Raw genomic sequence first — 26,015 nt, 5'->3', positions numbered from 1 at the left:
CGGCAATGGCTTATCAGGCAAAACACCGCGATCCGCTGTTCGACAGCACGATGCAGGAAGCCATCGAGCGGCGCGGCCGTGAGCTCGTCGGTCTGGTGCTGATCGGGCTCGCCCTCGCCGGCGCCGCCATGCTCTTCAGCTACGCCCCCGACGATCCGTCGTGGATGTCCTCCATCGATGCGCCGGCGCAGAACTGGCTGGGCCGCGCGGGCGCCTCCGTCTCGGCGGCGCTGATGATCGTGGTGGGGCAGGGCGCCTGGGTCGCCGTCATCGCCGCCTTCGCCTGGGGCATGCGGACGATCCTGCATCGCAGCACGGATCATGCGCTCGGCCGGGCCATCTTCACGCCCCTCGCGCTGGCGACGGCGTCCGTCTATGCCGCGACGCTGATGCCGTCCTGGTCGCATTCCTTCGGCTATGGCGGGCTTTTCGGGGATACGGTCCTCGGCGCGCTGATCACGCTGGTGCCGGACTGGGCCCCGCTGGTCGTCCGCCTGCTCGCCGTTCCCCTGGGACTGCTTGCGCTGACCGCGCTGCTCTTCGTCTGCGGTGTGACGCGGGCCGAGGCGCGCCGCTTCTGGCATTACGTCACCCTGGGCATCATCCTGATCTACGCCGGGATCGTGAAACTCCTCGGTCGCGGTGCCGGCAGCGCGGCGGGCGCGGCGCGCGCCGCGGCGCAGCGCCGGCGCGAGGCGAAGCTGGCGGTCCCCGCCGGGGCCGTCTCCGACGATCTGATCGACAGCGAGGACACGGACGACGCGCCGGCGCCGAAGGTCGGCCTGCTCTCCTCCGTCTCGACGCTGGTGCGCCGTCCGGCGGAGCGGACCCCGGAGCCGGAGCCGGAGATCGTCGATCCCGAACTACCCGATTACGATGGCGTCGAAGCGCCCGAGGAAGACCGCATCAAGGAACGCATCAACGACGCGATCCGCCTTCGCGCGCGCGGTGCCCGGCGCGTTCTCTCGCCCGGCGCGTCCGAAGGCGCGGCACAGGGCGGCCTGACGGGTGGCCGCAAGCATCGCCGCGAGCCGCTCCTCGTCTCCAAGGTGCCGGGCGCGGTGCCGTCAGCGCCCATGGCCGAAGTCGAAGTGCCGGATCTCGAGGCCCCCGGACCGCTCGTCGCGCCGGCCCCGGTCGCGGCGCCCTACTCCGCCCCGCAGCCCGTGGCCGAGACCCGCGCCGATGCCGTTGTCGAGACGGATGAGGGCGACCAGTTCGATCCGCTGGAAGCAGCACCGGCCTCGATGCCCCTCGCGGAGACCGCGCCGCGCCAGACAACCGTCGTGCCCCGCGCCGCGCCCCCCGAGACCCGCTCCGTGGTTCAGCATCCGGTCCGCAAGCCCGTTCAGGCCTCCACCCGCGCGCGCGCCGAGGCGCAGCCCTCCCTCTCCTTCGAGGACAATGCGGACGAGTACGAGGTGCCGCCGCTCTCCCTCCTGACCAACCCGGACACCATCGCGCGGCATCACCTGTCCGAGGAGGCGCTTCAGGAAAACGCCCGGATGCTGGAGAACGTGCTCGACGATTACGGCGTGAAGGGGGAAATCGTCTCGGTCAGCCCCGGCCCCGTTGTCACCATGTACGAGCTGGAGCCCGCACCCGGTCTCAAGGCCTCCCGCGTCATCGGTCTCGCGGACGATATCGCCCGCTCCATGTCAGCCCTCTCCGCGCGGGTCTCCACCGTGCCCGGCCGCTCCGTCATCGGCATCGAGCTGCCGAATGCCAACCGCGAGAAGGTGGTCCTGCGGGAGATCCTGTCCGCGCGGGATTACGGCGACAGCTCCCAGAGCCTGCCGCTCGCGCTCGGCAAGGATATCGGCGGTCGCTCCATCGTCGCGAACCTGGCCAAGATGCCTCACCTGCTGATCGCGGGGACCACGGGCTCGGGCAAGTCCGTGGCCATCAACACCATGATCCTGTCGCTGCTCTACCGGCTCAGCCCCGAAGAATGCCGCCTGATCATGATCGACCCCAAGATGCTGGAACTCAGCGTCTATGACGGCATCCCTCACCTGCTCTCCCCGGTCGTCACCGATCCCAAGAAGGCCGTCGTGGCGCTGAAATGGGTCGTGGCGGAGATGGAGGACCGCTATCGCAAGATGTCCAAGATGGGCGTGCGGAACATCGAGGGCTACAACAGCCGCGTCCGCGAGGCGCTGTCCAAGGGCGAGCTGTTCTCCCGCACCGTGCAGACGGGCTTCGATGACGAGACCGGAGAACCCGTCTTCCAGACCGAGGAATTCCAGCCCGAGACGATCCCCTTCATCGTCGTCGTCGTGGACGAGATGGCGGACCTGATGATGGTCGCCGGCAAGGAGATCGAAGCCTGCATCCAGCGCCTTGCGCAGATGGCGCGGGCCTCGGGCATCCACCTCATCATGGCGACGCAGCGCCCGTCGGTCGACGTGATCACCGGCACGATCAAGGCCAACTTCCCGACCCGGATCTCCTTCCAGGTCACGTCCAAGATCGACAGCCGGACCATCCTCGGAGAGATGGGGGCGGAGCAGCTCCTCGGCATGGGGGACATGCTCTACATGGCCGGCGGCAGCCGCATCACCCGCGTGCACGGTCCCTTCGTCTCGGACGAGGAGGTCGAGGAGATCGTCAATCATCTCAAGAGCTTCGGACCGCCCTCCTATGTCGGCGGCGTGGTCGAGGGACCGGCCGACGACAAGGAAAGCGACATCGACGCGGTGCTCGGGCTGTCCACCGGCGGCAACACGGACGGCGAGGACGCGCTCTACGACCAGGCCGTCGCCATCGTCATCAAGGACCGGAAGTGCTCCACCTCCTACATCCAGCGCAAGCTGGCCATCGGATACAACAAGGCCGCCCGTCTCGTTGAGCAGATGGAAGACGAGGGTGTCGTCTCCGCCTCGAACCATGTCGGCAAGCGCGAGATCCTCGTCCCCGAGCAGCAGTAGAAGGGGCAGGCCCCCTCGCGGGGCCCCCTCCCCTGCGGGACGCGCGCGGAATTGAGCGGACCGTGAAGAGATGTGGGATGAAACCCAGGAGCGACCTGCGTAGTTTGGGGCTCATGAACAGACGCATGTTGATCACTGCCGCCTTCGCTGCTGCCGTTGCAGTCGGGTCGGCCGTCCCCGCCGCCGCCAAGGCGTCGCTGGGAGAGCTGTCGCGCTACCTGAACTCTATCCAGAGCGCGACCGGGGAATTCACGCAGGTCAATCCGGATGGGACGATCTCCACCGGTCAGATCTATATCAAGCGTCCGGGCCGGGTTCGGTTCGAATATGCGCCGCCGACGCCGAGCCTCGTGATGGCTGGCGGCGGTCAGGTCGCTGTGTTCGATCCCAAATCGAACCAGCCGCCCGAACAGTATCCGCTGTCCCAGACGCCGCTGAACCTCATTCTGGCGCGGAACGTCGATCTCGGCCGCGCCAACATGGTCCGCTCGCATACCTCCGACGCGACGACGACCACGGTTCTGGCCCAGGATCCGCAGCGCCCCGAATACGGCACGATCGAGCTGAAGTTCACCGACAGCCCCGTCGAGTTGCGCCAGTGGATCATCACCGACAGCTCCGGCGCCAAGACGACGGTGATCCTCGGCGGTCTGAACAAGGTCGGCGATCTGCGCCCGTCGCTCTTCAACATCGTCCAGGAAGCCCAGAAACGCGGCTTCCGCGGTTAAGACGCGTCTGCAAGATGACGAGAGGCTCGCGGCTCCGCGTCGCGGGCCTTTTTCGTGGCAGCGGGGCGTCCAAGGGTCGGTTAAGACGCCCCCCGTGCCGCATCCCGCAATTGCCCGAAAGCTCTCCCCTCGCCTAGAAAGGGGCAATCGATCCCTGGAGACCGTCTGCCCCATGAAAGCCATTCTCGCAGCCGCCGCGTTTCTTGCGCTCCCCGGCCTTGCCTGCGCGCAGGAGTTCACCCTGCGGATCCAGCATTTCGTCTCCAACAGCTCGTCCAATCCGAAGTACTTCCTCATCCCCTGGGCGGAGAAGATCGAGGCGGAGTCGGGCGGCCGGATCGACGTGGAGATCTACCCGCTCATGCAGCTCGGCGGAAAGGCGCAGAGCCAGTACGATCTGGTCCGCGACGGAGCCATCGATGCGGGGTGGGTCGTTCCGAGCTATCAGCCGGGCCGCTTCCCGGAGGCCGAAGCGCTGGAGCTGCCATTTCTCACGCCGAAGAGCGCCGAGGTCGCGAGCCGCGCGGCCTGGCGCTTTGCCGAAGAGCACCTGATGGACGACTTCGCCGACGTGCGCCTGATCGCGGCGCACATGCATGGCCCCGGTATCGTTCACAAAAGGGGCGGCGCGCTGGAGACCGCTGAGGATTTCGACGGTCTGAAGCTGCGCGGCCCGTCACGCCCGGCGACGCTCCTGCTCGAGAAACTGGGCGCCGTGCCGATCGGAATGCCGGTTCCGGCCTTCCCCGAAGCGCTGGCGCGCGGCGTTCTCGACGGGGGTGTGATCACGTGGGAAATGGCGCCCTCCCTCAAGCTCGACGAGTTGGCGGACAGCCACACCGACGTCGCCGGGGATCGCTCCTTCTACAACCTGTTCTTCATCTGGGCGCTGAACGAGGACTGGTACCAGTCTCTCCCGGAGGACCTGAAGGCCGTGATTGATGCCAATTCCGGTCTGATGGCCAGCGAATGGGCCGGACGGGCCTATGACCAGGGGGATATCGAAGCCCGTGCCATGCTGGAGGCCGCTGGCAACACCGTCGCCGAACTTGGCGAGGCGGAGACGGAAGTTCTGCGCGAGCTCGGCCGCGAGGTGACGGGCGCCTGGATCGAGGATGCGACCGGGCGAGGGCTCGATGGGGCCGGTCTCGTCGCCGATGCAAGACGGCTGATGGACGCGTCCGAGGCCGAGTAGGCCGAGGGGGATCAGGCCCCGCCCGGTGCCCTCAGGATCGTGACATGCGTGGTGCCCCAGCTGCGGGTGTCGAGCAACTCCCATCCCGGGGGCGCGTCCATCGCGGCATCCTCCTCCCATGACACGAGCGCGCCTTCGGCGATCCAGCCGCCTGCGAGGGCGGCTTGAAGGGCCTTAGCGCCGAGGTCCTTTCCGTAGGGCGGATCGAGAAAGACGAGGGAGGCGGCGGGGCCGGTGCGGGGCCCGAGCCTCAGCGCATCCCGTGCGACGATCTCCGCGTCCTCGCCGAGCCGCAGCTTTTCCGCGTTCCGCCGGATCAGGCCGAGCGCCTCGCGCCCCTTCTCCACGAAGATCGTCCGGGCTGCCCCGCGGGACAGCGCCTCGAACCCCATCGCACCCGTCCCGGCAAAGAGATCGAGCACGGTGCTGCCCTTCTGCGGCGCGTCGTGGCCTGCGAAGAGCATGGAGAAGAGGGCCTCCCGCACACGGTCCGGCGTCGGGCGGAGCCGCAACGCTTCCGCCGCGCCCTTGCCCGGGCCGGTCAGCGCCGTCCCCCTGAACCGTCCCGCGACGATGCGCATCCCGTCAGGCCATCAGGGTCTTGAGGTCGGTGGAGGGGTCCGCCACCGCATCCGGCGCGGGGCTTCTGCCCGCCTCCAGCAGACGTTTGCCGACCATGTAGGCGCGCGGGTCGTTCATCGCCTCGACCGACAGGAGCGTGTCCCCCGAGAAGTACCAGTGCGACAGGCCTGCACCATTGCGCACGACGACCCGGTCGTGCCCGCCGCCGAGGCCCACGATCTGCAGCTTGGTGTCGAACTGGTCGGACCAGAACCACGGCATCGGATCGTAGGGAGTGCCGGCGCCTAGCATGTTCTGCGCCGCGGCCTCCGCCTGGTCGATGGCATTCTGCACGCTTTCGAGGCGGATGCGGCGCCCGCGCCACGGGAAGGATGCGCAATCCCCGGCGGACCAGATCGCGGGGTCGGACGTCCGGCCCTCCGCGTCCACCGCGATGCCGTTCTCGATCTCGAGGCCGGCCGCCTCGGCCAGCGCGGTGCCGGGGGTGATGCCGATGCCGACCACGACGGCGTCCACGGGGATTTCGGTCGCGTCCGCAAGTTCGTTTCCGCTGACGATCCGCGCCCCCGCAACCCGGCCCGCTTCTTCGTACAGGCGGTCCAGACCGGCATTTTCGAGGATGTGCACGCCGGCATCCTTGTGCAGCTTGCGGACGTACTCGGAGGTTTCCTCGCAGGCCACGCGTCCGAGGATCCGCGCACCGGCCTCGAGGAGCGTCACGTCCATGCCGAGGGTGCGGGCGACCGCCGCCGCTTCGAGCCCGATATAGCCGCCGCCGACGACGAGTAGGTGCCCGCCCGGCCGCAACGCCTGCGCCAGCGCGTCCGCATCGGCGAGGCTGCGCATGGTGAGCACACCGGGGATCCGGCCGCCCATCGCCTCCGGCAGAGTCTTCGGTGTCGACCCGGTGGTCAGCGCGAGTGCGTCGTAGGGGAGGCGTTCGCCGTCTTCGAGCACGACGTGCCGGGCCTCCCTGTCGATGGTGACGACCCGCGTGCTCATGCGCAGGTCGATGTCCTTGTCGGCGTAATAGCTTTCGGGCCGCAGGAAGAGCCGGTCCCGCTCGAGCTTGCCGAGAAGGTAGCCCTTGGACAGCGGCGGGCGTTGGTAGGGCGGGGCGGGTTCCTCGCCGACGAGCGTGAGACGGCCGTCATACCCCTCGGCGCGGAGCTTCGCCACGAGGGCGGCGCCGGCCTGACCCGCTCCGATGACCACGATGTCCTGCATGACGCCTCTTCCCTGCTGGCGCGTGAAGAGCAGGACCCTACATGCCCCCCCGTTCGAGAACAACAATGGGACCTTTCGACATGGCCATCACCACTGGCGACAGCCTGCCCGGAGCGGCGCTCTTGAAGCTTGGCGAGGAGGGGCCGGAGACGGTCCGGCTCGAGGAGAAGCTGAAGGGCCGCAAGGTCGCGATCTTCGCGGTGCCGGGCGCGTTTACCGGCGTCTGCACCACCGCGCACATGCCGAGCTTCATCCGAACCAGGGAGCAGTTCGCCGAGAAGGGCGTCGCCGATGTCCTGTGCATCTGCGTCAACGATCCCTTCGTGGCACAGGCCTGGGCGGAGACGACCGGTGCAAGTGAGGCAGGGATAGAGGTGCTGGCGGATCCCGAAGGGGCCTATACCGCGGCGATCGGCATGGATTTCACCGCCGCCGCGGCGGGCCTGATCGGACGCTCCCGGCGCTACGCGATGCTTGTCGACGACGGCAGGGTCACGGCGCTCCATGTCGAGGAGAGCCCCGGTACCTGCGAGGCGACGGCAGGTGAGGCGCTTCTCGCCGAACTCTGATGCGACGGCAGGCCGTCCGGACCGCCGGGCGGCTTCAGCGCCCGGCCGGGATCATTCCGCATTCCCCGTCGCGGCGACGGTGAAGAGAAGGCGGTTCCTGCCGCTTCTCCTTTCGTAGCTGAGATCCCGGGTCAGGCTGCGGATGAGAAACCATCCGTAGCCCCCTTCGGACAACTCCTCGAGCGGGCAATCGACGCTCTGCCGGTGGCCGGGCGGCGGGGCGAGGCCCGGCATGGGAGTGCCGCGGTCGATCACCCGGCATCTCACATCGCATCCCGTCCTCACCGTCACGTCTATGGGCGCCGCGAAGTCCGGCCGGGCGTGTTCCACGATGTTGTTCAGCACTTCGGCGAGGACAAGCTCCGTCGAGGTTCTGAGCCCTTCGCAGACGTCCGAGCGATCCATCCGCCTTCCGAGGGCGACGAGAAAATCCCGCACGGCGGGGGGATGACTGGGGAGACGCGCGCTCAAGAGGCCGCTGCGGAGGACGGCGATCACCGGGGGCAGGCGCGCCTCCTCATCCGTCCGGTGCAGAACCGTCGATGCTCGACTGGGGACCATCGGCTCAAGCCGCGTCCGTCGCGCGGGCCGTATCGCGCGCGCGGCCCGCGTCGGGGAACGGGGTCACGATTTCGAACACGGTATCCATGCGCGTGAGCCGGAAAACCTTTTCGACGGCGGGGGTCATCCCCGACAGCATCAACCGGCGGTCCGGCTGCGCGAGCTTCAGCACCGCGACGAGCGCGCCGAGGCCCGAACTGTCGAGAAAGCGGACGGAGGACAGATCCAGCAGGACCTCGCGCGGTGCTGCGGACAGGATTTCCCGCATCCTGTCCTTGAAGCCGATGGCGACCGGAGCATCGAGGCGCTCGCAGGTACAGGCGACGGTATAGGGCACCGCGCCTGAATTGATCTGCAGGTCCATGTCATTCTCCTGTGCGATGGACGTCGCGCAGAGCCTAGGGCATGAGCCGTGAAGAACCGGTAAGCAGGAGACGGGCAGGATGGACGATCGTTGCGATTATGACGACCTTGGTAAACGCATCGCGGCCCTGACGGAGGGCGAGACCGACGAGGTCGCGCTGATGGCGACGCTCGCCTGCGAGATCCACCATTCGGACGAGCGCTTCGACTGGACCGGGTTCTACCGCGTCACCGAACCCGGCCTTCTCAAGATCGGGCCGTACCAGGGCGGCCATGGCTGCCTCGTGATCCCGTTCGAACGCGGCGTCTGCGGCGCTGCCGCGCGCACCGGGGAGGTTCAGCTGGTCGAGGACGTGGACGCCTTTGCGGGCCACATCGCCTGCGCGTCCTCCACCCGTTCGGAGATCGTCCTTCCGGTGACGGACGGGGCAGGGCGGCTGATCGCGGTGCTCGATATAGACAGCGACCGGCCGTCCGCCTTCGACGCGGCCGATGCCGAGGCGCTGTCTGCCATTCTGGGCTCGGTGTTCGGGGGGCGGGCGCTGACCTGAGGGCGCCCCCTATTCGAGGACGCCGCCGCCCACATGAGGGGCCCCCGCCCGCGCCTGCCTCAATCCTCCTCGACCCAGATCGCGCCGGTGCGCGCGGGCAGGTTGCCGGTGACGGGGCCCGACGCGATATCCGGGACGCGGTCGATGGGGGTCTCGAGCTCGCCGGGGCCGAAGTTGAAGACGCAGAGCATGCTTTCCTTGACGCCGTCCTTCTCCCCTGAGCGGCGCAGGATCAGGGCCTGATCGGTTGCCTTCTCCACCGTGCAGCCCGAACCGCGCAGTGCGGGGCGCTTGCGGAACTCGATCAGTCGCCGGAAGAAGGACAGGGCGGAGACGGGGTCGTCCTCCTGCTGCTGCACCGGGATGCCGGCACGGCGAACCATGGAGAGCCAGGGCGTTCCCTCGGTGAACCCGTGATGCGTCTTGTCGTCGTCCCAGGGCATCGGGACGCGGGTGCCGTCCCGGCCGGGATGGACGGGGTAGAAGAACCGGTCGTAGAGGTCGATGATCTCGTTCCGGGTCAGGTCCGCCTGCGGCAGCCCGAGCTCGTCCCCCTGCCAGAGAATCCACGGCCCGGGCATCGCGGCGGCCACGAGGCCGAGGAACTTGGCGTCTCCGATGGAGCCATCGCCCTGAGCCGTCACGATCCGGGGGGTGTCGTGGCAGCCGAAGCAGAAGGCGTAGGCACTGTCCATCTGCCGTTCTTTCAGGACCTTCGCGATGTTCTTCGAACTGATCCCGCCGGCGCTGAACTCGACGCCGTAACAGGCATCCATCTTCTCCTCGCCGGAATGAAGCTCGCAGAGTTCGACGCCGCGGATCAGGCTGTTCATCTCGCCGAGCATGTACATCTCGGGCCCCGCGGCCTTGCGCAGGCGACGGGCAACGTCCTGTCCGCGCTGGGGCAGCATGTCCCACTCGTGGAGCTGCCAGGCGAAGACATTCTCGAGACCGACCTGCATGGAGGCGCGCTGCTCTTCCGTGGCTGGCGGGTTGTCCTTCAGCTCGGGGTCCGTGATGAACGAGCCGAGCGCGTCGAAGCGGAACCCGTCGATGCCGCGGGCGGCCCAGAAGCGGACGACCTCGTTCTGCTGCTCCTTCACCTCGTCATGCTCGAGGTTCAGCGAAGGCTGCGATTCCGCGTATTGGTGCAGGTAGTACTGGCGGCGGTACGGGCTCCACGTCCAGGCGGGGCGGCCGAAGATCGTCACCCAGTTGTTGGGCGCCGTGCCGTCGGACTTCGGGTCGCGCCAGACGAACCAGTCGGCGTACTGGTCCTCCCCCTCGACCGATTTCTGGAACCAGGGATGCTCGGAGCTCACATGGTTCAGAACCTGATCGATCATCACCTTCAGGCCCAGACCGTGAGCCGTCTCCACCATCTCGTCGAAGTCCTCGAGGGTGCCGAACCGGGGATCGACGGCGAGGTGGTCCGAGATGTCGTAACCGCCGTCATCCATGGGCGAGCAGTAGAACGGTGCGACCCAGATCGCGTCCACGCCAAGGGAGGCGACGTAGGGCAGCTTCTCGGTGATCCCCTTCAGATCCCCTTCGCCGGAGCCGGTGCTGTCATAGAAGGATCGCGGGTAGATTTCGTAGATCAGGGGGTTGCTCGGCCACCCGTCCCGCTTCGGTGTGTAACGCTCTGACATCTTGCCCCTGGTCTTGCACTGCTCGTTTGCCGGATCGGGCCCTGACCCGCCGGCCCGGCTCATCTAGCGCGCGAGACCTGCGCGTCCCGCGACCGATTGACCGGGGGGCGGCGGCGGGCGGAGGCTCGTGGCTTGAAGCCTCGACGCGGCGCGGGACGCGCGCTTGCGCGCACGGCCTCGACGCCCGATACCGGCCCGACATGGGCCCGGTCCCGCAGGCTCGGCAAACCGCCATTTCGGAGATGTGAGACATGGATACCAAGGGACGCCCCGCCATCGGGCCCGCGCGACGCCCGGGATGAGGATCGCGCCGCCTGGCGGGGGGAGCTACGCGCCGCCCCACGGCCCGATCCATATCCTCCACGACGATGCCGCGCTCCTCGCCGTTTCCAAGCCGCCCGGGCTGCTCTCCGTGCCGGGGAAAACGCCGGACCTCGAGGATTGCCTCCTCTCCCGACTGTTCGCGCTACGCCCCCGCACCCTGATCGTGCACCGACTGGACCGCGACACCTCGGGCGTCATGGTCTTCGCCCGCACCCCGTCCGCGCAGCGCGACCTGAGCGCCCAGTTCGAGGGGCGGAGCGTGTCGAAGACCTATCTCGCGGTCACTTCGGCGCCGCCCGCCCACCGGTCCGGCATCATCGACAGGCCCATGCGGTCCGACTGGCCGAACCGGCCGAAGCAGATGGTGCACCCCGAGGGGCGGCGGGCGGTCACCCGGTTCCGGACCCTCGGCACGAGCGGAGGCGGAACCCTCCTCGCGCTCAGGCCGGAGACCGGCCGCACCCACCAGCTCCGCGTCCACCTCGCTGCAATCGGCTGTCCCATTGACGGCGACCCGCTCTACGGCGGAGCCGCCGCCCCGCGCCTGATGCTGCATGCATGGCGACTGAGGCTGACGCATCCGGTGACGAAGGAGCGGCTCTGTCTCACGGCGCCCTGGGGGCCCGGGTTCGCCCAAAGCGGGTGATCGGCCGTCTTCCCCATAAAAGAACAGCCTTCCGCCCTGATCGCGGCAGCCGAACGCGCGTTTCGCCCCGGCGCACCCCCGCGAAACGCGCCGCCCCCCGGCCGCCCGCCTCCCGCCGCCGTCGTTCCCGTCGAAAGGAGGGGCGGGACAGCGCGCACCCTTTCTTCCCCGGCGCGCCGGCATATCTTGCCGGGCGAGACATCACACGACGAAGGGCCAAGCATCATGGCATTGCGCATCAACGACACCGTTCCCGACCTCGCCTTCGAGACCAACGAGGGCCGGATCGAGAGCTTCCACGACTGGATCGGCGACAGCTGGGCGATCCTCTTCTCCCACCCGAAGGACTTCACGCCCGTCTGCACCACCGAGTTCGGTGCCGTGGCGACCCTGAAGGACGAATGGGAGAAGCGCGGCACGAAGGTGATCGGCGTTTCGGTCGATGGCGTCGACGACCACCGCAAGTGGATCGGCGATATCGAGGAATCGTCCGGCGGGTCGGTCTCCTTCCCGATCGTGGCCGATACCGGGCTCGAGGTCTCCAAGGCCTTCGACATGCTTCCCGCCGAAGCCTACCTGCCCGATGGCCGTACCCCGAACGACAGCGCCACCGTGCGCTCCGTCTTCATCATCGGGCCGGACCGGAAGCTGAAGCTGTCGATGACCTACCCGATGACCGTCGGCCGCAACTTCGGCGAGATCGTCCGCGCTCTCGACGCCCTTCAGGCCACCGCGAAGCACGGCGTCGCGACGCCGGCAGACTGGACCGTGGGACAAGACGTGATCATCCCGCCGGCCGTGAACGACGAGGACGCGAAGGCCAAGTTCGGCAGCTTCGACGCCGTCCTGCCCTACCTGCGCAAGACCAAACTCCCGGCCTGAGCGGCCCCGGGACCTGTTAGGCGCGCGGCGCGGAGGATCAGTCCTCCGCGCCGCCTTGCGTTCGGGAGAGGGGGACCCGGCGGCGGTAGGTGGCCACCCGGTAGAGGTAGATCGCCACGATGATGACGACCACGCCGGTCGAGACGGGGTTCAGCCAGGCAGAGACGCGTTCGTACTGCGTTTCCAGCATGTACCCCGCCACTGCGAGGAGCGACGTCCACGCCACCGTGCCGACGGCGGAGTAGGCGAGGAACCTCGGCAGCGGCATCCCGGACACGCCGGCGGGCACGCTGATGAAGGTCCGTACCGTGGGGATCAGGCGTCCGATCAGGACCGCCTCGCCGCCATGCCGCGCGAACCAGTCATTGGCCTGGTCGAGCTCGTCCGGGCTGATCGTGAGCCAGCGACCGTGCTTCCGGGTCAGTGACTTCAGCCGGTCCATCCCGATCTTCTGGCCGATCCAGTACCAGAGCCAAGCCCCCGCCAGCGAGCCGAGCGAGCCCATGATGATCACGGCAACGATGGACATATCTCCCCGCGCCGCGTTGAAGCCCGCAAGTGGCATGACGAGCTCGGACGGGATCGGCGGAAAGACGTTCTCCACGAACATGAGGACCGCGACGCCGAACGAGCCGACCGCATTGATGATACTCGAGATCCAGTCGAACACGTTCGCCCCGTCCTGTTCGTGATGCGGGCGGTGCCGCTGTATTTCAGGGCAACCGCTCAAGAAGGCTGTCAGTTCCGGGCAAGCTTGGCGCGCGCTCCCGATACGCTATCGTTGCGATGCCCTCCGACGAACGGGGGACGTGCGAAAGGACAGACGGCCCCATGCCGACACGACCGACCACCCCGACCGTGATCGGCTGGCGCGAGCGCGCCGGACTGCCGGATCTCGACATCCCCGAACTCGTCGCCAAGATCGACACCGGCGCCAGGACATCGGCGATCCACGCGACCCGCATCGTTCCCTTCGAGAAGGACGGCGAAAGCTGGGTGCGCTTCCACGTGCCCCATGCCGGCCTGCCGCGCGCCTTCGATTGCGAAGCGGTGTTGCTGGGGCAGCGCGAAATCACCAATACGTCGGGAAAGCCTGAGCTCCGCCATGTCATCTCGACAGGGCTCGTCATCGCAGGCCGGCGGTGGAAGATAGAGCTGTCCCTTGCCCATCGCGGCGGGATGCGGCATCCGATCATTCTCGGTCGGACCGCGATCCGGAAGCGGAACATCCTCGTGGATGCCGGCCGGTCTTTCATGACCCGTCCCCGCCCGACACACAAAGCCAAGTCACCCTCCGACGCGAAGGACGCGATATGAAGCTCGCCATGATGGCCGTTAACCCCAAGCTTTACTCCCATACGCGCCTCGTCGAGGCAGCAGAGGCGCGGGGGCACGAAATCCAGGTGATCAACACGCTGCGCTGTTACATGAACATCGCGTCGCGGCGTCCGGAGGTCTGGTACAACGGGGAGAAGCTGCCCCGCTTCGACGCGGTGATCCCGCGGATCGGCGCCTCGGTCACCTACTACGGCACGGCCGTCCTGCGGCAGTTCGAGATGCAGGGCGTCTTTCCCCTCAACGAAAGCGTCGCCATCGGGCGCAGCCGGGACAAGCTGCGCTCCATGCAGCTCCTTGCGCGGGACGGGATCGGCCTTCCGGTGACGCTCTTCGCCCATGATCCGAAGCAGACCGAGGAGGTGCTGAAGCTCGCCGGCGGCGCGCCCATGGTCATCAAGCTTCTCGAAGGCACGCAAGGGATCGGCGTGGTCCTCGCCGATACCGACCGCTCCGCGAAATCCGTGATCGAGGCGTTCCGCGGCGCCGGGGTGAACATTCTCGTTCAGGAATTCATCAAGGAGGCCGGCGGCACCGACATCCGGGCCCTCGTGGTCGGCGGCAAGGTCGTCGCCGCGATGAAGCGGACCGGGGCCGAAGGCGAGTTCCGCTCCAACCTCCACCGCGGCGGCAGCGCTGCGCAGGTCAAGATCAGCCCGGAGGAGCGCTCGACCGCGATCCGCGCGGCCAAGACGATGGGCCTGAATGTCTGCGGCGTGGACATGCTGCGCTCGAATCACGGCCCGGTCGTGATGGAGGTGAACTCCTCCCCCGGTCTCGAAGGTGTCGAGAAGGCCACCGGCCTCGATATCGCCGGCAAGATCATCGACTTCATCGAACGCACCGCGAAGGAGGGCAAGACGCGCACGAAGGGTCGCGGATGATGCCCAAACGGGAAGATTTCGTCATCGCGGGTCACTCCGTCGCCCCCGGAACGCGGGCGACGGTGGAGCTGCCCGTGGCGGTGATGTCCGACCATACGCCGGTGACGATGTCCGTCCATGTCGTCCATGGGCGGAGGCCCGGCCCGGTGATCTTCGTCTCCGCCGCGATCCACGGCGACGAGGTGATCGGCGTCGAGATCGTGCGGCGACTGCTGAAGCTCCGTCAGCTCGGGTCGATCGCCGGGACGATCCTGGCGGTGCCCATCGTGAACACGTTCGGCTTCCTCAACCACTCGCGCTACCTTCCCGACCGGCGCGACCTCAACCGCTCCTTTCCCGGATCCGCCGGCGGTTCGCTGGCCGCACGGCTGGCGCACCTGTTCCTGACCGAGGTGGTGATGCGCTCCGATATCGGGATCGACCTGCATTCCGCCGCGATCCACCGGATGAACCTGCCGCAGATCCGCATCGCCGGACAGGACGAGCAACTGATGGAGCTGGCCGAGACCTTCGGCGCGCCGGTGATCCTGACGTCCGGCCTGCGGGACGGCTCCCTTCGCGCGGAGGCGGCGAAGCGGGGCCGCCCGATCCTGCTCTACGAGGCGGGGGAGGGCCTGCGCTTCGACGAGATGGGCGCGCGCGCCGGCATGCGCGGCATCTTGCGGGTGATGCACAAGATCGGGATGGTCGGAAGCCGGGGTGTCTCGAAGCCGCGCTCCGCGCCGCTGCGCTGCCGCAAGTCCGAGTGGCTGAGGGCGCCGCGTGGCGGCCTTCTGCGGGCATTCCGCACCACGGGGGATATCGTGGGGGAGGGGGACGTGATCGCCGCGGTCGCCGACCCGTTCGGCACCGTGGAGAGCGAGATCCTCGCGCCGCGGGAGGGAATAATCGTCGGTCGGGCCAACATGCCCATCGTCAACGAGGGGGACGCGATCTTCCATCTCGCCGAGATGCACTCCTTCGCCCGGGCCGAAAGCGCGATGGAGCAATACTCCGCCCAACTCGAGGCGGACCCCCTCTTCGACGAGGACGAGATCATCTGAGATGCCGTGATCAGGCGAGTGTCCGCCGTGTCAAGATCGGTTTCGGGAACTTTGTGGACCCTCCGGCATTAACAATTCAAAGAGCTGCCAGACTCTGTCATTCGATCTGCCCGGAGACATGTGATGATCCCCCGCCGACATTTCCTCGCTACTGCGGCCGCTGCCGCGACGACCCTTCCCGCCGCCGCACGCGCCGCCACCTCCCAGGGCTTCACCCTGCCGGATGTGTACAAGGCTCAGGTCGTGGAGGTTCTTCCCGAGTTCCGCCCCGGCACGCTGCATGTCGATGTGCGGAACAAGGTGATCTACTGGATCACGGGCGAGCGTCAGGCGATCCGGTACGGTGTGGCCGTGGGCGAGCAGGGCCGCAATCTCAGCGGCACCGTCACGGTCGGTCGCAAGGCGGAATGGCCGAGCTGGACGCCGACAGCGAACATGATCCGCCGCGAGCCAAACAAGTACGCCCAGTTCGCCGGCGGAATGCCGGGTGGTCCCGAGAACCCGCTCGGCGCGCGCGCGCTCTATCTCTATCGCAACGGCCGCGACACGATGTACCGCGTTCACGGAACGCCGCAGCCGTGGTCCATCGGTCAGTCCGTAAGCTCCGGCTGCGTTCGCCTCGTCAACGCGCATATCGAAGATCTCTACGAGCGGGTGCCGGTGGGAACGAAAGTGACCATTCACTCGTAAGAGCGGTTGGCCGTCAGACTGAAGAAGGCCGGGACATCTCCCGGCCTTTTTTCATGAGGTCTTCCGTGCAGTCAGGTCGCCGGCCATGCGGCCAGGCTCGGCGCCCTGCAGCTCAGTCGTCGAGCCGTCGGGCTTCGTCGACCAGCATGATCGGAATGCCGTTGCGCACGGGATAGGCGAGGCCCGCATTCTTGGAGACGAGCTCCATCGTTTCCGCATGCCATGCAAGCTGCGCCCCGGTCTGGGGGCATACCAGCGCTTCCAGCATCTTGCGGTCGAAGTCGGGGCTGGGAACGTCGCCCTCTTCGGCCCCGTCGATCACCGGGCCCGCCTCGGGCCCCCTGATTTCGGTCGTCATTGCAGCATCTCCTCGCCACCGTCGCCCCGCCGTAGCGCAAATTCCATCAGCGTGACCAGAGTTTCCCGGCGCGTCGCCAGTGTCGGAGCCTCCAGAAGGGCCTGCTTCTCCTCCACGTCGAAGGGGCAGAGCATGGAGAGCGAATTGATCAGAAGCTCGTCCTCGGCGTCCTTCAGGCTGTCCCAGTCCGTCGAAAGACCGCGGGCATCGAAGAATCGATTGAGCTTTGTCATGAAGTCGGTGCGCGAAAAGCGCGAATCCGTCTCGGCGTGGCCAAGGTCGCGGGCGAATGGCGTCCACTCGACATCGGCCGTGAGGTAGGGCGCGAAACTGTCGTTCTCGGACAGGATGCGGAAGCGCGAGACGCCGGTCAGCGTGATCATGTAGCGCCCGTCCTCCGTTTCCGAGAAGCCGGTCAGGCGCCCCGAGCAGCCGATCCGGTGGAGCTTGCGCGCCTCACCGCCGGGCACCTCGCGGGGCTGGACCATGCCGATGAGACGGTGGGACGTCTTCATCGTATCCTCGAGCATCTGCAGGTAGCGCGGCTCGAAAATATGGAGCGGCAACCGGGCGCGCGGCAGCAAGAGCGCGCCCGGGAGCGGGAAGATCGGGATCGTCTTTGGAAGGTCGCTGGCTGAAAGCATGGCTCAGACCTAGCGGGGCAAAGGCGTCAGGCAAATATCATCGAAGAGAGGCGCCGTCGGCCCTTCTGCACCAAGGGATCCGTGGGCTTGAGGCTGTCGAAGATGGTGAAGAGCTGCGTCTTCGCGGCGCCGTCGTTCCACTCCCGATCGCGCCGGAACAGCTCGAGGAGCTCCTCCACGGCCGCCTCGGTCTCGCCGCCGGCCTGTAGCGCCGTCGCGAGGTCATAGCGGGCCTGGTGGTCATCGGGGTTCGCGTCCACCTTGGCGCGCAGGTCGGCGACCGGACCGGCATTCTCGGCCTGCCGCGCGAGGGCCACCTGTGCGCGGGCCGCTTCGAGCGGGGCGGACTTGAAGATCGCGTCGGGCGCGGTGGACAGAACCCCCTCGGCCTTGTCGATATCGCCCATCGCCAGATGCGCGCGGGCAAGGCCGCCATGGGCCTCGGCGTTCTCCGGCTCCTCGCCGAGCACGGCGGCGAAGGTCTGCGCGGCATCCTCGGCGGCCCCTTCGGCCAGCATCGCCTCCGCAGCCTCGACGGCCTCGGCCAGCCCGCCGCCCTCCTCGGTGCCGCCCGCCATGTCGACGAGCCGTTTCACGAAGTCCTGGATCTCGGATTGCTGCACGGCGCCCTGGAAGCCGTCCACGGGTTGCCCCTTGAAGAACGCGTAGACCGTGGGGATCGACTGCACGCGAAGTTGCGCGGCGATCTGCTGGTTCTGGTCGACGTCAACCTTGGCCATGCGGACCTTGCCGCCGGCGGCGCGGACGGCCTCTTCCAGCATCGGGCCCATCGTCTTGCAGGGGCCGCACCACGGCGCCCAGAAATCGACGATGACGGGGATGGTCTGGCTCGCCTCGACCACCTCCGCCATGAAGGTTGCTTCGGTGACGTCGCGGATGACGTCGTCCGCCGTGTTGGCCGCATCCTGCGGCGAATTGCCGAAACCGATCATGGGGATCCTCGCGTGGCGTTGAACGCCGCATTAGATGGAGCAGCAACCCCCGTCTTGCAACCCGGCCCCGTCAGCTCGCTGCCCTCTCAGAGATCGAAACTCGCAAAGACGGGCGCATGGTCCGACGGCTGCTCCCAGCCGCGCACCGCGCGCAGGACGCGGCTCGAATGCGCAGCGCCGGCGATATCCGCGGTGGCCCAGATGTGATCGAGCCGGCGCCCCTTGTCCGCCGCATCCCAGTTCGGGGAGCGGTAGGACCACCACGAGTAGAGCTGACCCTCGGGAATATGCGCCCGCGTGACGTCGACCCAGTCGCCGGCCTCCTGCGCCTGTCCCAGATGCTCCACCTCGATGGGTGTATGCGAGACGACCTTGAGGAGCTGCTTGTGCGACCAGACGTCGTCTTCCCGCGGGGCGATGTTCAGATCGCCGACGAGGATCGCCTTCTCGGGACGTTCGGCGCGGAACCAGTCCCTCATCTCGGTGAGGTAGTCGAGCTTCTGGCCGAACTTCACGTTGCGCTCCCGGTCCGGCACGTCGCCGCCCGCCGGGACGTAGAAGTTGTGGATCGTCACGCCGTTCTCGAGCCGCCCGGCAACGTGCCGCGCATGGCCGAGCGACGCGAAATCCTTGTCCCCCGCATCCTCGATGGGCAGCTTCGAGAGGATGGCGACGCCGTTGTATCCCTTCTGACCCCGCGCGATCATGTGGGTGTAGCCGAGCGCATGGAACGTCTCCGCCGGGATCTTCTCCACCGGCGACTTGCACTCCTGCAGGCACAGGATGTCCGGCGCTTCCTCCGTCAGCAGCCGCGACACCAGCGCGGCCCGCAGACGGACGGAATTGATGTTCCAGGTGGCGAGGGTGAAGGACATCGGCGCGCGCTCCTCTGGCAAGGCGGGAGGCGCTACGTATCCCCGTTGGGGCGGAAAGGTCTAGGCGAAGGGAGGGTCGGCCCGGGGGCGCCCGCCGATCTGACCCGTGCGGAAGGTGGCGGAGCAGCGGCCGGCCAAGGACGGCCGCCGCCCTGAAAGGAACCGCGCCGCCCTCTCAGGGCGACGCACGTCGTCATCGGCCTCGATCCGTCTCAGGCGACGAGGCGGTATCCGCCGCTCTCGGTCACGAGGAGGCGGGCATTGGACGGGTCCGGTTCGATCTTCTGGCGAAGGCGGTAGATGTGGGTCTCGAGCGTATGGGTCGTGACCCCCGCATTGTAGCCCCAGACCTCGTGCAGAAGGACATCCCGCGGGACCACCCCCTCGGGGGAGCGGTAGAGGAACTTCAGTATGTTCGTCTCTTTCTCCGTCAGGCGGATCTTGCGGTCGTTCTCGTCGGTCAGGACCTTCATCGAGGGACGGAAGGAATAGGGCCCGAGCTGGAAGATCGCGTCTTCGGACTGCTCGTGCTGCCGAAGCTGCGCCCGGATGCGAGCCAGTAGCACCGGGAACTTGAAGGGCTTGGTCACGTAGTCGTTCGCGCCGGCGTCGAGACCGAGGATCGTGTCCGCGTCGCTGTCCTGCCCGGTGAGCATCAGGATCGGGCATTTCACCCCCTGCTTGCGCATCCGGCGGCACAGTTCGCGGCCGTCGGTGTCCGGAAGGCCGACATCCAGGATCACGAGATCGTAGAGCCCCTCCTTCGCTTTTTCCATCGCCTGAGCGCCGTCCGCGGCCTCGAACACGTCGAAATCCTCGGTCGACACGAGCTGCTCGCTCAGCGCCTCGCGCAGGTCCTCGTCGTCGTCGACGAGCAGGATCTTCTTGAGCTGTGCCATTACTGCTGCCTCGCATTTCCCTGTTATGATCGTGATGTCGGCGTGAAGCGCGCACCCGGCAAGAAATGCTGCAACCATCTCACACCGATGTGTCGCAGAGGTGGATAATGTTTCAAATCGTTTCGGATCGGCATAGGACGGCGACGCAAGGATCCCTACATGAGCTGTCGCCATGAGCCTCAATCCCACCCCGCTGGAACTCAGAGCCCGCGCCCGCGCCGACCTGCGCCTCGGCCTCGCCGTCGCCCTGCGCTCGGGTGGAGAGACCGCGCTCGTCGCGGCGGTGGAGACGGTCACGGAGACGCGCTTCGAGGGGATGCGGGAGACCGGCGGCGCGACGCTCGCGATCACGGCACGGCGGGCGGAAACGCTGAAGGCCCGTGCCTATGACGGCGATCTCGCGCGTCTCGCGGTCCCGCGGACGGCCGGCGTCGCCTGGGCCCGCGCCGTGGCCGACCCCTCCGGCGACCTCGAAACGCCGATGAAGGGCCCGTTCACGTCCGAGCGGGGCGGCGAAGCAGCGCTCCACCGGGCCGCCATTGCCCTCGCGAAGGAAGCGCGTCTGTTGCCTTCCGCCCTCGTCCTGCCGCTGAAGGGGGCGGCCCCCGAGGATGTCACGCTGCTCGACCTCGACGTTGCTCCGGCCCGCCATGGCCCGCCGGACTTCGACCGTGTCGTGTCCGCGCGCCTTCCGATGGCCCTCGCCGGGGCAGGGCGCCTCCATGTCTTCCGGCCGACCGATGGCAGCGAGGAGCACTACGCCATCGCTGTCGGAAAACCGGACCCCGCACGGCCCGTCCTCACGCGCCTGCACTCCGCCTGCTTCACCGGCGATCTCCTCGGCTCCCTCAAATGCGACTGCGGTCCCCAGCTTCGCGGGGCGCTGGCCGCGATGGGAGAGGAGGGGGCGGGCATCCTGCTCTATCTCAACCAGGAAGGCCGGGGCATCGGACTGGCCAACAAGATGAGGGCCTACGCCCTTCAGGACCAGGGCTTCGATACCGTTGAAGCGAACCATCGCCTCGGTTTCGAGGACGACGAGCGGGACTTCCGCATCGGCGCGGCGCTCCTCGATCGCCTCGGGATCCCGGCGGTGCGGCTGATGACGAACAACCCCGCCAAGGTGCGGATGATGGAGGATTGCGGCGTGACGGTGACCGAACGCGTCCCCCTGATCCGCGGCGCGACGGCGGAGAACAAGGCCTATCTCGCGACGAAGGCCGCCAAGTCTGGGCACCTCTTGTGAGCCCCCGCGACCTCGTCCTGACGCCCCGGGGTTTGCGTTTCGCCGGACGCCTCTGGCCCTGCAGCATCGGCAGGGGCGGCGTCACGGGACAGAAGCGCGAGGGAGACGGCGCAACACCCAGCGGCACGCACCGCGTTGTCGGCATGGTCTATCGCCCGGACCGCATTCCGCGCCCGGCGCACTGGTCGAGACCGATCGGTCCCCGTGACCTCTGGTGCGACGATCCGAGGCACCCGGCCTACAACCGCCCGGTACGCGCGCCCTTCGGTGCTTCACATGAAACACTGCGCCGCGCGGACCCGCTCTACGATCTCGTCCTGATCGTGGACTGGAACCTGACCGCACCCGTCCCCGGCGGCGGCTCCGCCATCTTCATCCATGAATGGAGGCGTCCGGGCTATCCGACGGAGGGCTGCATCGCGCTGGAGCGAAAGGATCTCCACGAGATCGCCGGCCGCATCCGTCCCGGCACACGGCTGATCGTCCCCTAGGCGCCCATGGTCGGCGGCCATGGCCGGGCGGCATCCGCTTCGCCCCAGGCCACGACCCAGTCGGGCAGCTCCGGCGAGGCGCCGAGACCGAGCTCGCTTGCCACCTCCGTCGCCGCCTTCATCCGCCCGCCTGCGAGGATGGCGACCCGCAGGAGCGCGTGGCTCGCGCAGTCGCCCCGGCTCCACGCGCCCTGCTCGACATAGAGGAACCGCGCGTCCCAGCCGATCACGCGGGAGCGCAGTTCGAACCTCTGGAACATCGTTAGCCGCTTGCGATACCGCACGCTGGCGCCGGCAATCGCAGCCCCCCAGCCATGCTCCCGCATCCGCTTCACGGCGCCCGACCGGGTGAACAATCCGATCCGTCCGAGATCGTAGAGCGTCAGCGTCCGCCCGTTGTTCAGTTCCTTCCAGGGATCGATGTCCCACGGCAGCACGATGTGGTGGGAGACATGCATGCCGTCCACGCCGAGCGGCGGCATGCGGCGGGCGCGCAGAACTTCTCTGGCAAGGCGGACAATGGGATACATGTCACCGACCTGTCCCTCAGCCCGGCGGGCGGTCAAGCATGACGACGCGTCGAATTGCGCAGGTCCCGCTGTTGCGCGACACGGCCCGCGGGCTTACCTACGACCGGCCCGAACATGCCATGCCCGAGGAGCCGTCCTGCCCATGTACGCGATCTATGAGATTCTCCAGCTCATCCTCGGCGCGATCTACTTCATCATGATCGTCCACATCATCATGAGCTGGCTGCTCAATTTCGACGTGCTGAACTATCGCCAGCCCCTCGTCGGCTCGATCTGGACAGGTCTGAACAAGCTGCTCGAGCCGGTCTACACGCCGATCCGCCGCGTTCTTCCGGATACCAGCCCGCTGGACCTGGCGCCCCTCGTCGCCTTCCTGATCGTGATCGCGCTCCGCACGATCATCCTGCCCGCCGCCTTCGGCCTGCGCTGACGTTCCGTCTTTCGCGGAATACTCCGGAGGGGCGCTGCCGCGCAGACGGGGGCGCTCTTGCCCCTTCGGTGCCCGCGTGTGACAGAAGGCCCGCCCCTCCCAGATCCCGGCTCCCCATAGCATGACCGGCACAGCAGAGCTTCTCCGTTCCGTTTTCGGATTCGACGATTTCCGCCCCGGGCAGGGGGAGATCGTGACCGCCGTGGCGGAGGGGGAGAACGTCCTCGCGATCATGCCGACGGGCGGCGGGAAATCCCTCTGCTACCAGCTTCCCGCGCTCGTCAGGGACGGCCTAACGGTCGTCGTCTCCCCCCTCATCGCGCTCATGCGCGATCAGGTCCGCGCGCTGAAGGCCGCCGGCGTCGAGGCCGGTGCGATCACGTCGGCGAGCACGGAAGAGGAGCGGGACGAGATCTGGCGCGGCCTGGACGAGGGCACGCTCAAGCTCCTCTACCTCGCGCCCGAACGCCTGGGTTCGGCCGGGACCGAGCGGATGCTCCGGCGCGCCGGCGTCTCCCTCATCGCGGTGGACGAGGCGCATTGCGTCAGCCAGTGGGGTCACGATTTCCGCCCCGATTACCTCCGCATCGGCACCTTGCGCGAAAGCCTCGGCGTTCCGCTCGCCGCCTTCACCGCGACCGCCGATGCCGAGACAAGGGCGGAGATCGTCACCCGCCTCTTCGCCGGGATCGAGCCTGTCACGTTCCTGCGCGGCTTCGACCGGCCGAACATCCACCTCGCCTTCGCCGCCAAGAACAGCCCCCGTCGCCAGATCCTCGATTTCGCCGCCGCCCGACCGGGGCGCGCCGGCATCGTCTATTGCGGCACCCGTGCGAAGACGGAATCCCTGTCGCAGGCCCTGCGGGAGGCCGGCCACGAGGCCTGCTGCTACCATGGCGGGATGGACGCGGAGCCCAGGCGCCACGTGGAGGAGCGGTTCCAGACGGAGGACGGCCTGATCGTCGTCGCCACGGTCGCCTTCGGAATGGGCGTGGACAAACCGGACATCCGCTGGGTCGCCCACGCGGACCTGCCGAAGAGCATCGAGGCTTATTACCAGGAGATCGGCCGCGCCGGGCGGGACGGTGCGCCGGCCGAAACCCTGACGCTGTTCGGCGCCGATGACATCCGCCTCCGCCGCAGCCAGATCGACGAGGGCCTCGCTCCGCCCGAACGCAAGGAAGCCGATCACGGGCGGCTCAATGCCCTGCTCGGCCTGGCCGAAGCGCTCGAATGCCGCCGCCGCACGCTCCTCGGCTATTTCGGGGAGGAGGTGGATGCGCCCTGCGGCAATTGCGATCTGTGCGACAAGCCTCCGGCGACGTTCGACGGCACCGACGCCGTCCGCAAGGCGCTCTCGGCGATCCTGCGCACCGGCGAGAGTTTCGGCGCGGGGCACCTGATCGACATCCTCACCGGCAACGAGACCGACAAGATCCGCCAGCGTCAGCATGACGCGCTCCCGACCTTCGGCGTCGGCCGTGACCTCGGCAAACCGCAATGGACCGCCGTCTTCCGCCAGATGATGGGTCGGGACCTCGTCCGCCCCGATCCCACGCGCCACGGCGCGCTGCGGATGACCGAGGCGGCGCGGCCCGTGCTGCGCGGCGAGTCGCCCGTCACGCTCCGCCGGGACGCCATGGAGCGCAAATCCTCCGGCCCCGTCGTGCGCGCGCTGGTCGCCGATGAGGATGCGCCGCTGCTGTCCGCCCTCAAGGCCAAGCGTCGTGCGCTGGCGGAGGCGCAGCGCGTCCCGGCCTATGTCGTCTTCAACGACCGGACCCTGATCGAGATGGCGCAGAGCCGGCCCGAGAGTCTCGACGCGATGGCCCGGATCGGCGGTGTGGGCGAGAAGAAACTCGAACGCTACGGCGCGGAGTTCCTGTCCGTCATCGCCGGCGAAGGGGCACCCGATGCGCTCCACCCCCAGCGCATGCGCCTGGCCGGCCGCCCCGAGGGGGAGCTCTTCGACCGCCTCCAGGACGTTCAGCTTCGCCTCGCCCGCGGGGAGGACGGCTCCGGCAAGTACCTGACCCTTTCTCCCGCCATCCTGCGCCGCATCGCCGAGCGCCGGCCCGCGAGCCTCGATGATCTGGAGCGCGTGCCCGGAATGGATGCCGCAAAGACCGAGCGCTTCGGAGCCGCGCTTCTGTCCGAGATCGACGCCGGGGCCTGAGCGGCGCTCTCTTGTGCCGGGCGCCCCGTCCGCTAGGGTCCGGCGCCAACAGACAGCACGAGCAGACGGAGACCCCTCATGTCCTTTGACGATCCCATCGAGCGGCGCGGCACCCATTCGGCGAAGTGGGACATGATGGAGAAGGTCTACGGCGTTTCCCCGGCGGACGGCATCCCGATGTGGGTCGCGGACATGGATTTCCGCCCGCCCGAGTGTGTCCGCCGGGCCGTCGCCGACATGGCCGATCACGGCGTCTTCGGCTATTACGGGGATGACGCCTCCTACCGCGACGCGATCGTCTGGTGGATGGGCGAGCGCCACGGCTGGACCGTCGATCCCGCGCATATCCTCACCACACACGGCCTCGTCAACGGCACCGGCATCTGCGTCCAGAGCTTCACCGCTCCGGGGGATGCCGTCGTTCTGATGACGCCCGTGTACCACGCATTCGCCCGCGTCATCGAGGCTGCGGGGCGCAGTGTCACCGAATGCGACATGACGCTGACGGAGGGGCGCTACACCTTCGATACGGACCAATGGGAGGCAGCGCTGACCGGGCGGGAGACGATGTTCGTCCTCTGCTCCCCCCACAATCCCGGCGGCCGCGTCTGGACGGCGGAGGAGCTGGAGGCCATCGCGGAGTTCTGCCGCAAGCATGACCTCATCCTGATCAGCGACGAGATCCATCACGACCTCGTCTTCCCCGGCCGGACGCACATCCCGATGGCGACGCTGCCGGGCATCGAGGACCGGCTGGTGACCATGACCGCGACCACCAAGACGTTCAACATCGCCGGCAGTCATACCGGCAACCTGATCGTCGCGGACGACACCCTGCGCGCCAAGCTGTCGGGCACGCTCGCCGGCCTCGGGCTCTCTCCCAACTCCTTCGGCCTGCACATGGCGGAAGCGGCCTACACCCCGGAGGGCGCGGCCTGGGTCGACGAGCTGATCGCGTATCTCGACGGCAACCGGAAGATCTTCGACGCCGCCATCGCGGACATTCCCGGCCTCGCCTCGATGCCGCTCGAGGCAACCTATCTCGCCTGGGTGGATTTCGGCGGGGCCGGGATGAGCGCCGAGGAGGCCGCGTCCCGCGTCGAGGGTCAGGCCCGCATCGCGGCGAATCACGGGCCGACCTTCGGCTCCGGCGGCGGCAGCTTCCTGCGATTCAACTTCGCCACCCGCCGCGCCCTTGTCGAAGAGGCGGCGGAACGACTGAAGAGCGCGTTCTCCGACCTTCAGTAAGCC

The 26,015-nt window shown here is 67.9% G+C and carries 28 protein-coding genes; 16 read left to right on the top strand and 12 right to left on the bottom strand.

The window, feature by feature from the left end; translation table 11 throughout:
- Window positions 1–5: 5 nt before the first annotated feature.
- The 3 genes from RM543_RS01635 to RM543_RS01625 all read left to right on the top strand — a co-directional run bounded on the left by RM543_RS01635 (window position 6) and on the right by RM543_RS01625 (window position 4,853).
- The gene (locus tag RM543_RS01635) at window positions 6–2,930 is read left to right on the top strand and encodes a DNA translocase FtsK (RefSeq protein WP_311688995.1); all 2,925 of its coding nucleotides are present in this window, start codon (window positions 6–8) and stop codon (window positions 2,928–2,930) included.
- 113 nt (window positions 2,931–3,043) lie between these two features.
- Window positions 3,044–3,658: a LolA family protein gene (locus tag RM543_RS01630; RefSeq protein WP_311688993.1), complete on the top strand. Its 615-nt coding sequence runs from the start codon at window positions 3,044–3,046 to the stop codon at window positions 3,656–3,658.
- Window positions 3,659–3,830: 172 nt separating this feature from the next.
- Entirely contained in the window at window positions 3,831–4,853 is a 1,023-nt protein-coding gene (locus RM543_RS01625; protein ID WP_311688991.1) for a TRAP transporter substrate-binding protein, read from the top strand.
- A gap of 11 nt (window positions 4,854–4,864) precedes the next feature.
- On the opposite strand, the gene RM543_RS01620 is transcribed toward RM543_RS01625, so the two are convergent.
- Window positions 4,865–5,434 carry an RsmD family RNA methyltransferase gene (locus RM543_RS01620; protein ID WP_311688989.1) on the bottom strand — a complete coding sequence of 190 codons (570 nt, stop codon included), beginning with the start codon at window positions 5,432–5,434 and terminating at the stop codon, window positions 4,865–4,867.
- Window positions 5,435–5,438: 4 nt separating this feature from the next.
- The gene (locus RM543_RS01615; RefSeq protein WP_311688988.1) at window positions 5,439–6,662 is read right to left on the bottom strand and encodes an NAD(P)/FAD-dependent oxidoreductase; all 1,224 of its coding nucleotides are present in this window, start codon (window positions 6,660–6,662) and stop codon (window positions 5,439–5,441) included.
- Between the two features lie 80 nt (window positions 6,663–6,742).
- Here RM543_RS01615 and RM543_RS01610 point away from each other — a divergent pair, with 80 nt between their 5' ends.
- On the top strand, window positions 6,743–7,231 hold the full coding sequence (locus tag RM543_RS01610) for a peroxiredoxin (protein WP_311688986.1): 489 nt from the start codon (window positions 6,743–6,745) through the stop codon (window positions 7,229–7,231).
- Between the two features lie 51 nt (window positions 7,232–7,282).
- Here the strand turns inward: RM543_RS01610 and RM543_RS01605 are convergent, their stop codons facing one another.
- A complete protein-coding gene (locus tag RM543_RS01605) occupies window positions 7,283–7,792 on the bottom strand; it encodes an ATP-binding protein (protein ID WP_311688984.1) in 510 nt (169 codons plus the stop codon).
- Between the two features lie 4 nt (window positions 7,793–7,796).
- Window positions 7,797–8,156: an STAS domain-containing protein gene (locus RM543_RS01600; RefSeq protein WP_311688982.1), complete on the bottom strand. Its 360-nt coding sequence runs from the start codon at window positions 8,154–8,156 to the stop codon at window positions 7,797–7,799.
- A gap of 79 nt (window positions 8,157–8,235) precedes the next feature.
- Between RM543_RS01600 and RM543_RS01595 the strand changes: the two genes are divergently transcribed.
- On the top strand, window positions 8,236–8,706 hold the full coding sequence (locus tag RM543_RS01595) for a GAF domain-containing protein (protein WP_311688981.1): 471 nt from the start codon (window positions 8,236–8,238) through the stop codon (window positions 8,704–8,706).
- 59 nt (window positions 8,707–8,765) lie between these two features.
- Here the strand turns inward: RM543_RS01595 and RM543_RS01590 are convergent, their stop codons facing one another.
- Window positions 8,766–10,358: an alpha-amylase family glycosyl hydrolase gene (locus RM543_RS01590; RefSeq protein WP_311688979.1), complete on the bottom strand. Its 1,593-nt coding sequence runs from the start codon at window positions 10,356–10,358 to the stop codon at window positions 8,766–8,768.
- 298 nt (window positions 10,359–10,656) lie between these two features.
- On the opposite strand from RM543_RS01590, the gene RM543_RS01585 reads away from it, so the two are divergent.
- Together RM543_RS01585 and RM543_RS01580 are read left to right on the top strand one after the other, a co-directional pair.
- Window positions 10,657–11,328, top strand: a complete 672-nt coding sequence (locus RM543_RS01585; protein WP_311688977.1) for an RluA family pseudouridine synthase — start codon at window positions 10,657–10,659, stop codon at window positions 11,326–11,328.
- 225 nt (window positions 11,329–11,553) lie between these two features.
- Window positions 11,554–12,210: a peroxiredoxin gene (locus RM543_RS01580; protein ID WP_311688975.1), complete on the top strand. Its 657-nt coding sequence runs from the start codon at window positions 11,554–11,556 to the stop codon at window positions 12,208–12,210.
- Between the two features lie 37 nt (window positions 12,211–12,247).
- Here RM543_RS01580 and RM543_RS01575 read toward each other — a convergent pair whose 3' ends face one another.
- Window positions 12,248–12,880, bottom strand: a complete 633-nt coding sequence (locus RM543_RS01575) for a DedA family protein (RefSeq protein ID WP_311688973.1) — start codon at window positions 12,878–12,880, stop codon at window positions 12,248–12,250.
- 161 nt (window positions 12,881–13,041) lie between these two features.
- Here RM543_RS01575 and RM543_RS01570 point away from each other — a divergent pair, with 161 nt between their 5' ends.
- From RM543_RS01570 to RM543_RS01555, 4 genes are all read left to right on the top strand, one after another.
- A complete protein-coding gene (locus RM543_RS01570; RefSeq protein WP_311688971.1) occupies window positions 13,042–13,527 on the top strand; it encodes an ATP-dependent zinc protease family protein in 486 nt (161 codons plus the stop codon).
- Window positions 13,524–14,429 carry a 30S ribosomal protein S6--L-glutamate ligase gene (rimK, locus tag RM543_RS01565; RefSeq protein ID WP_116085052.1) on the top strand — a complete coding sequence of 302 codons (906 nt, stop codon included), beginning with the start codon at window positions 13,524–13,526 and terminating at the stop codon, window positions 14,427–14,429. Before RM543_RS01570 ends, rimK begins: the two co-directional genes overlap by 4 nt.
- Window positions 14,429–15,472 carry a succinylglutamate desuccinylase/aspartoacylase family protein gene (locus RM543_RS01560; protein WP_311688968.1) on the top strand — a complete coding sequence of 348 codons (1,044 nt, stop codon included), beginning with the start codon at window positions 14,429–14,431 and terminating at the stop codon, window positions 15,470–15,472. The genes rimK and RM543_RS01560 overlap by 1 nt, the downstream gene beginning before the upstream one ends.
- Before the next feature lie 123 nt (window positions 15,473–15,595).
- A complete protein-coding gene (locus tag RM543_RS01555; protein WP_311688966.1) occupies window positions 15,596–16,162 on the top strand; it encodes a L,D-transpeptidase in 567 nt (188 codons plus the stop codon).
- A gap of 112 nt (window positions 16,163–16,274) precedes the next feature.
- Here RM543_RS01555 and RM543_RS01550 read toward each other — a convergent pair whose 3' ends face one another.
- The 5 genes from RM543_RS01550 to RM543_RS01530 form a co-directional block, all read right to left on the bottom strand.
- Complete coding sequence (locus RM543_RS01550; protein ID WP_232830824.1) at window positions 16,275–16,430, bottom strand: Trm112 family protein; 156 nt, start codon at window positions 16,428–16,430, stop codon at window positions 16,275–16,277.
- Between the two features lie 86 nt (window positions 16,431–16,516).
- On the bottom strand, window positions 16,517–17,164 hold the full coding sequence (locus RM543_RS01545; protein ID WP_311688964.1) for an LON peptidase substrate-binding domain-containing protein: 648 nt from the start codon (window positions 17,162–17,164) through the stop codon (window positions 16,517–16,519).
- Between the two features lie 26 nt (window positions 17,165–17,190).
- Window positions 17,191–18,117, bottom strand: a complete 927-nt coding sequence (gene trxA, locus RM543_RS01540) for a thioredoxin (protein WP_311688962.1) — start codon at window positions 18,115–18,117, stop codon at window positions 17,191–17,193.
- An 86-nt stretch (window positions 18,118–18,203) separates the two neighbouring features.
- Window positions 18,204–18,992, bottom strand: coding sequence for an exodeoxyribonuclease III (locus RM543_RS01535; protein ID WP_311688961.1), 789 nt, complete (start codon window positions 18,990–18,992; stop codon window positions 18,204–18,206).
- 212 nt (window positions 18,993–19,204) lie between these two features.
- The gene (locus RM543_RS01530; protein WP_116085063.1) at window positions 19,205–19,891 is read right to left on the bottom strand and encodes a response regulator transcription factor; all 687 of its coding nucleotides are present in this window, start codon (window positions 19,889–19,891) and stop codon (window positions 19,205–19,207) included.
- 172 nt (window positions 19,892–20,063) lie between these two features.
- Here RM543_RS01530 and ribA point away from each other — a divergent pair, with 172 nt between their 5' ends.
- Both ribA and RM543_RS01520 read left to right on the top strand, forming a co-directional pair.
- Entirely contained in the window at window positions 20,064–21,137 is a 1,074-nt protein-coding gene (gene ribA / locus RM543_RS01525) for a GTP cyclohydrolase II (protein WP_311688958.1), read from the top strand.
- A complete protein-coding gene (locus RM543_RS01520) occupies window positions 21,134–21,628 on the top strand; it encodes a L,D-transpeptidase family protein (RefSeq protein WP_311688956.1) in 495 nt (164 codons plus the stop codon). Before ribA ends, RM543_RS01520 begins: the two co-directional genes overlap by 4 nt.
- Here RM543_RS01520 and RM543_RS01515 read toward each other — a convergent pair.
- Window positions 21,625–22,158, bottom strand: a complete 534-nt coding sequence (locus RM543_RS01515) for an acyl-CoA thioesterase (RefSeq protein WP_311688954.1) — start codon at window positions 22,156–22,158, stop codon at window positions 21,625–21,627. The genes RM543_RS01520 and RM543_RS01515 overlap by 4 nt on opposite strands.
- Before the next feature lie 142 nt (window positions 22,159–22,300).
- Between RM543_RS01515 and RM543_RS01510 the strand changes: the two genes are divergently transcribed.
- The 3 genes from RM543_RS01510 (at window position 22,301) to RM543_RS01500 (ending at window position 26,012) form a co-directional block, all read left to right on the top strand.
- Entirely contained in the window at window positions 22,301–22,588 is a 288-nt protein-coding gene (locus RM543_RS01510; protein ID WP_116085070.1) for a YggT family protein, read from the top strand.
- 121 nt (window positions 22,589–22,709) lie between these two features.
- On the top strand, window positions 22,710–24,764 hold the full coding sequence (gene recQ, locus RM543_RS01505; protein WP_311688951.1) for a DNA helicase RecQ: 2,055 nt from the start codon (window positions 22,710–22,712) through the stop codon (window positions 24,762–24,764).
- 78 nt (window positions 24,765–24,842) lie between these two features.
- Entirely contained in the window at window positions 24,843–26,012 is a 1,170-nt protein-coding gene (locus RM543_RS01500) for a MalY/PatB family protein (RefSeq protein WP_311688950.1), read from the top strand.
- Window positions 26,013–26,015: the final 3 nt, after the last annotated feature.

Source organism: Tropicimonas omnivorans (assembly GCF_031846565.1).
GTDB lineage: Bacteria > Pseudomonadota > Alphaproteobacteria > Rhodobacterales > Rhodobacteraceae > Tropicimonas_B > Tropicimonas_B omnivorans.
The sequence above is the reverse complement of the archived record's forward strand: the minus strand, read 5'-3'. Positions and strand labels throughout refer to the sequence as shown.

Excerpts from the sequence above, each read along its gene's own strand:
- RM543_RS01635 (WP_311688995.1), top strand. The coding sequence starts at position 6 with ATGGCTTATCAGGCAAAACACCGCGATCCGCTGTTCGACAGCACGATG.
- RM543_RS01630 (WP_311688993.1), top strand. The coding sequence starts at position 3,044 with ATGAACAGACGCATGTTGATCACTGCCGCCTTCGCTGCTGCCGTTGCA.
- RM543_RS01625 (WP_311688991.1), top strand. The coding sequence starts at position 3,831 with ATGAAAGCCATTCTCGCAGCCGCCGCGTTTCTTGCGCTCCCCGGCCTT.
- RM543_RS01620 (WP_311688989.1), bottom strand. The coding sequence starts at position 5,434 with ATGCGCATCGTCGCGGGACGGTTCAGGGGGACGGCGCTGACCGGCCCG.
- RM543_RS01615 (WP_311688988.1), bottom strand. The coding sequence starts at position 6,662 with ATGCAGGACATCGTGGTCATCGGAGCGGGTCAGGCCGGCGCCGCCCTC.
- RM543_RS01610 (WP_311688986.1), top strand. The coding sequence starts at position 6,743 with ATGGCCATCACCACTGGCGACAGCCTGCCCGGAGCGGCGCTCTTGAAG.
- RM543_RS01605 (WP_311688984.1), bottom strand. The coding sequence starts at position 7,792 with ATGGTCCCCAGTCGAGCATCGACGGTTCTGCACCGGACGGATGAGGAG.
- RM543_RS01600 (WP_311688982.1), bottom strand. The coding sequence starts at position 8,156 with ATGGACCTGCAGATCAATTCAGGCGCGGTGCCCTATACCGTCGCCTGT.
- RM543_RS01595 (WP_311688981.1), top strand. The coding sequence starts at position 8,236 with ATGGACGATCGTTGCGATTATGACGACCTTGGTAAACGCATCGCGGCC.
- RM543_RS01590 (WP_311688979.1), bottom strand. The coding sequence starts at position 10,358 with ATGTCAGAGCGTTACACACCGAAGCGGGACGGGTGGCCGAGCAACCCC.
- RM543_RS01585 (WP_311688977.1), top strand. The coding sequence starts at position 10,657 with ATGAGGATCGCGCCGCCTGGCGGGGGGAGCTACGCGCCGCCCCACGGC.
- RM543_RS01580 (WP_311688975.1), top strand. The coding sequence starts at position 11,554 with ATGGCATTGCGCATCAACGACACCGTTCCCGACCTCGCCTTCGAGACC.
- RM543_RS01570 (WP_311688971.1), top strand. The coding sequence starts at position 13,042 with ATGCCGACACGACCGACCACCCCGACCGTGATCGGCTGGCGCGAGCGC.
- rimK (WP_116085052.1), top strand. The coding sequence starts at position 13,524 with ATGAAGCTCGCCATGATGGCCGTTAACCCCAAGCTTTACTCCCATACG.
- RM543_RS01560 (WP_311688968.1), top strand. The coding sequence starts at position 14,429 with ATGCCCAAACGGGAAGATTTCGTCATCGCGGGTCACTCCGTCGCCCCC.
- RM543_RS01555 (WP_311688966.1), top strand. The coding sequence starts at position 15,596 with ATGATCCCCCGCCGACATTTCCTCGCTACTGCGGCCGCTGCCGCGACG.
- RM543_RS01550 (WP_232830824.1), bottom strand. The coding sequence starts at position 16,430 with ATGCTGGAAGCGCTGGTATGCCCCCAGACCGGGGCGCAGCTTGCATGG.
- RM543_RS01545 (WP_311688964.1), bottom strand. The coding sequence starts at position 17,164 with ATGCTTTCAGCCAGCGACCTTCCAAAGACGATCCCGATCTTCCCGCTC.
- trxA (WP_311688962.1), bottom strand. The coding sequence starts at position 18,117 with ATGATCGGTTTCGGCAATTCGCCGCAGGATGCGGCCAACACGGCGGAC.
- RM543_RS01535 (WP_311688961.1), bottom strand. The coding sequence starts at position 18,992 with ATGTCCTTCACCCTCGCCACCTGGAACATCAATTCCGTCCGTCTGCGG.
- RM543_RS01530 (WP_116085063.1), bottom strand. The coding sequence starts at position 19,891 with ATGGCACAGCTCAAGAAGATCCTGCTCGTCGACGACGACGAGGACCTG.
- ribA (WP_311688958.1), top strand. The coding sequence starts at position 20,064 with ATGAGCCTCAATCCCACCCCGCTGGAACTCAGAGCCCGCGCCCGCGCC.
- RM543_RS01515 (WP_311688954.1), bottom strand. The coding sequence starts at position 22,158 with ATGTATCCCATTGTCCGCCTTGCCAGAGAAGTTCTGCGCGCCCGCCGC.
- RM543_RS01510 (WP_116085070.1), top strand. The coding sequence starts at position 22,301 with ATGTACGCGATCTATGAGATTCTCCAGCTCATCCTCGGCGCGATCTAC.
- recQ (WP_311688951.1), top strand. The coding sequence starts at position 22,710 with ATGACCGGCACAGCAGAGCTTCTCCGTTCCGTTTTCGGATTCGACGAT.
- RM543_RS01500 (WP_311688950.1), top strand. The coding sequence starts at position 24,843 with ATGTCCTTTGACGATCCCATCGAGCGGCGCGGCACCCATTCGGCGAAG.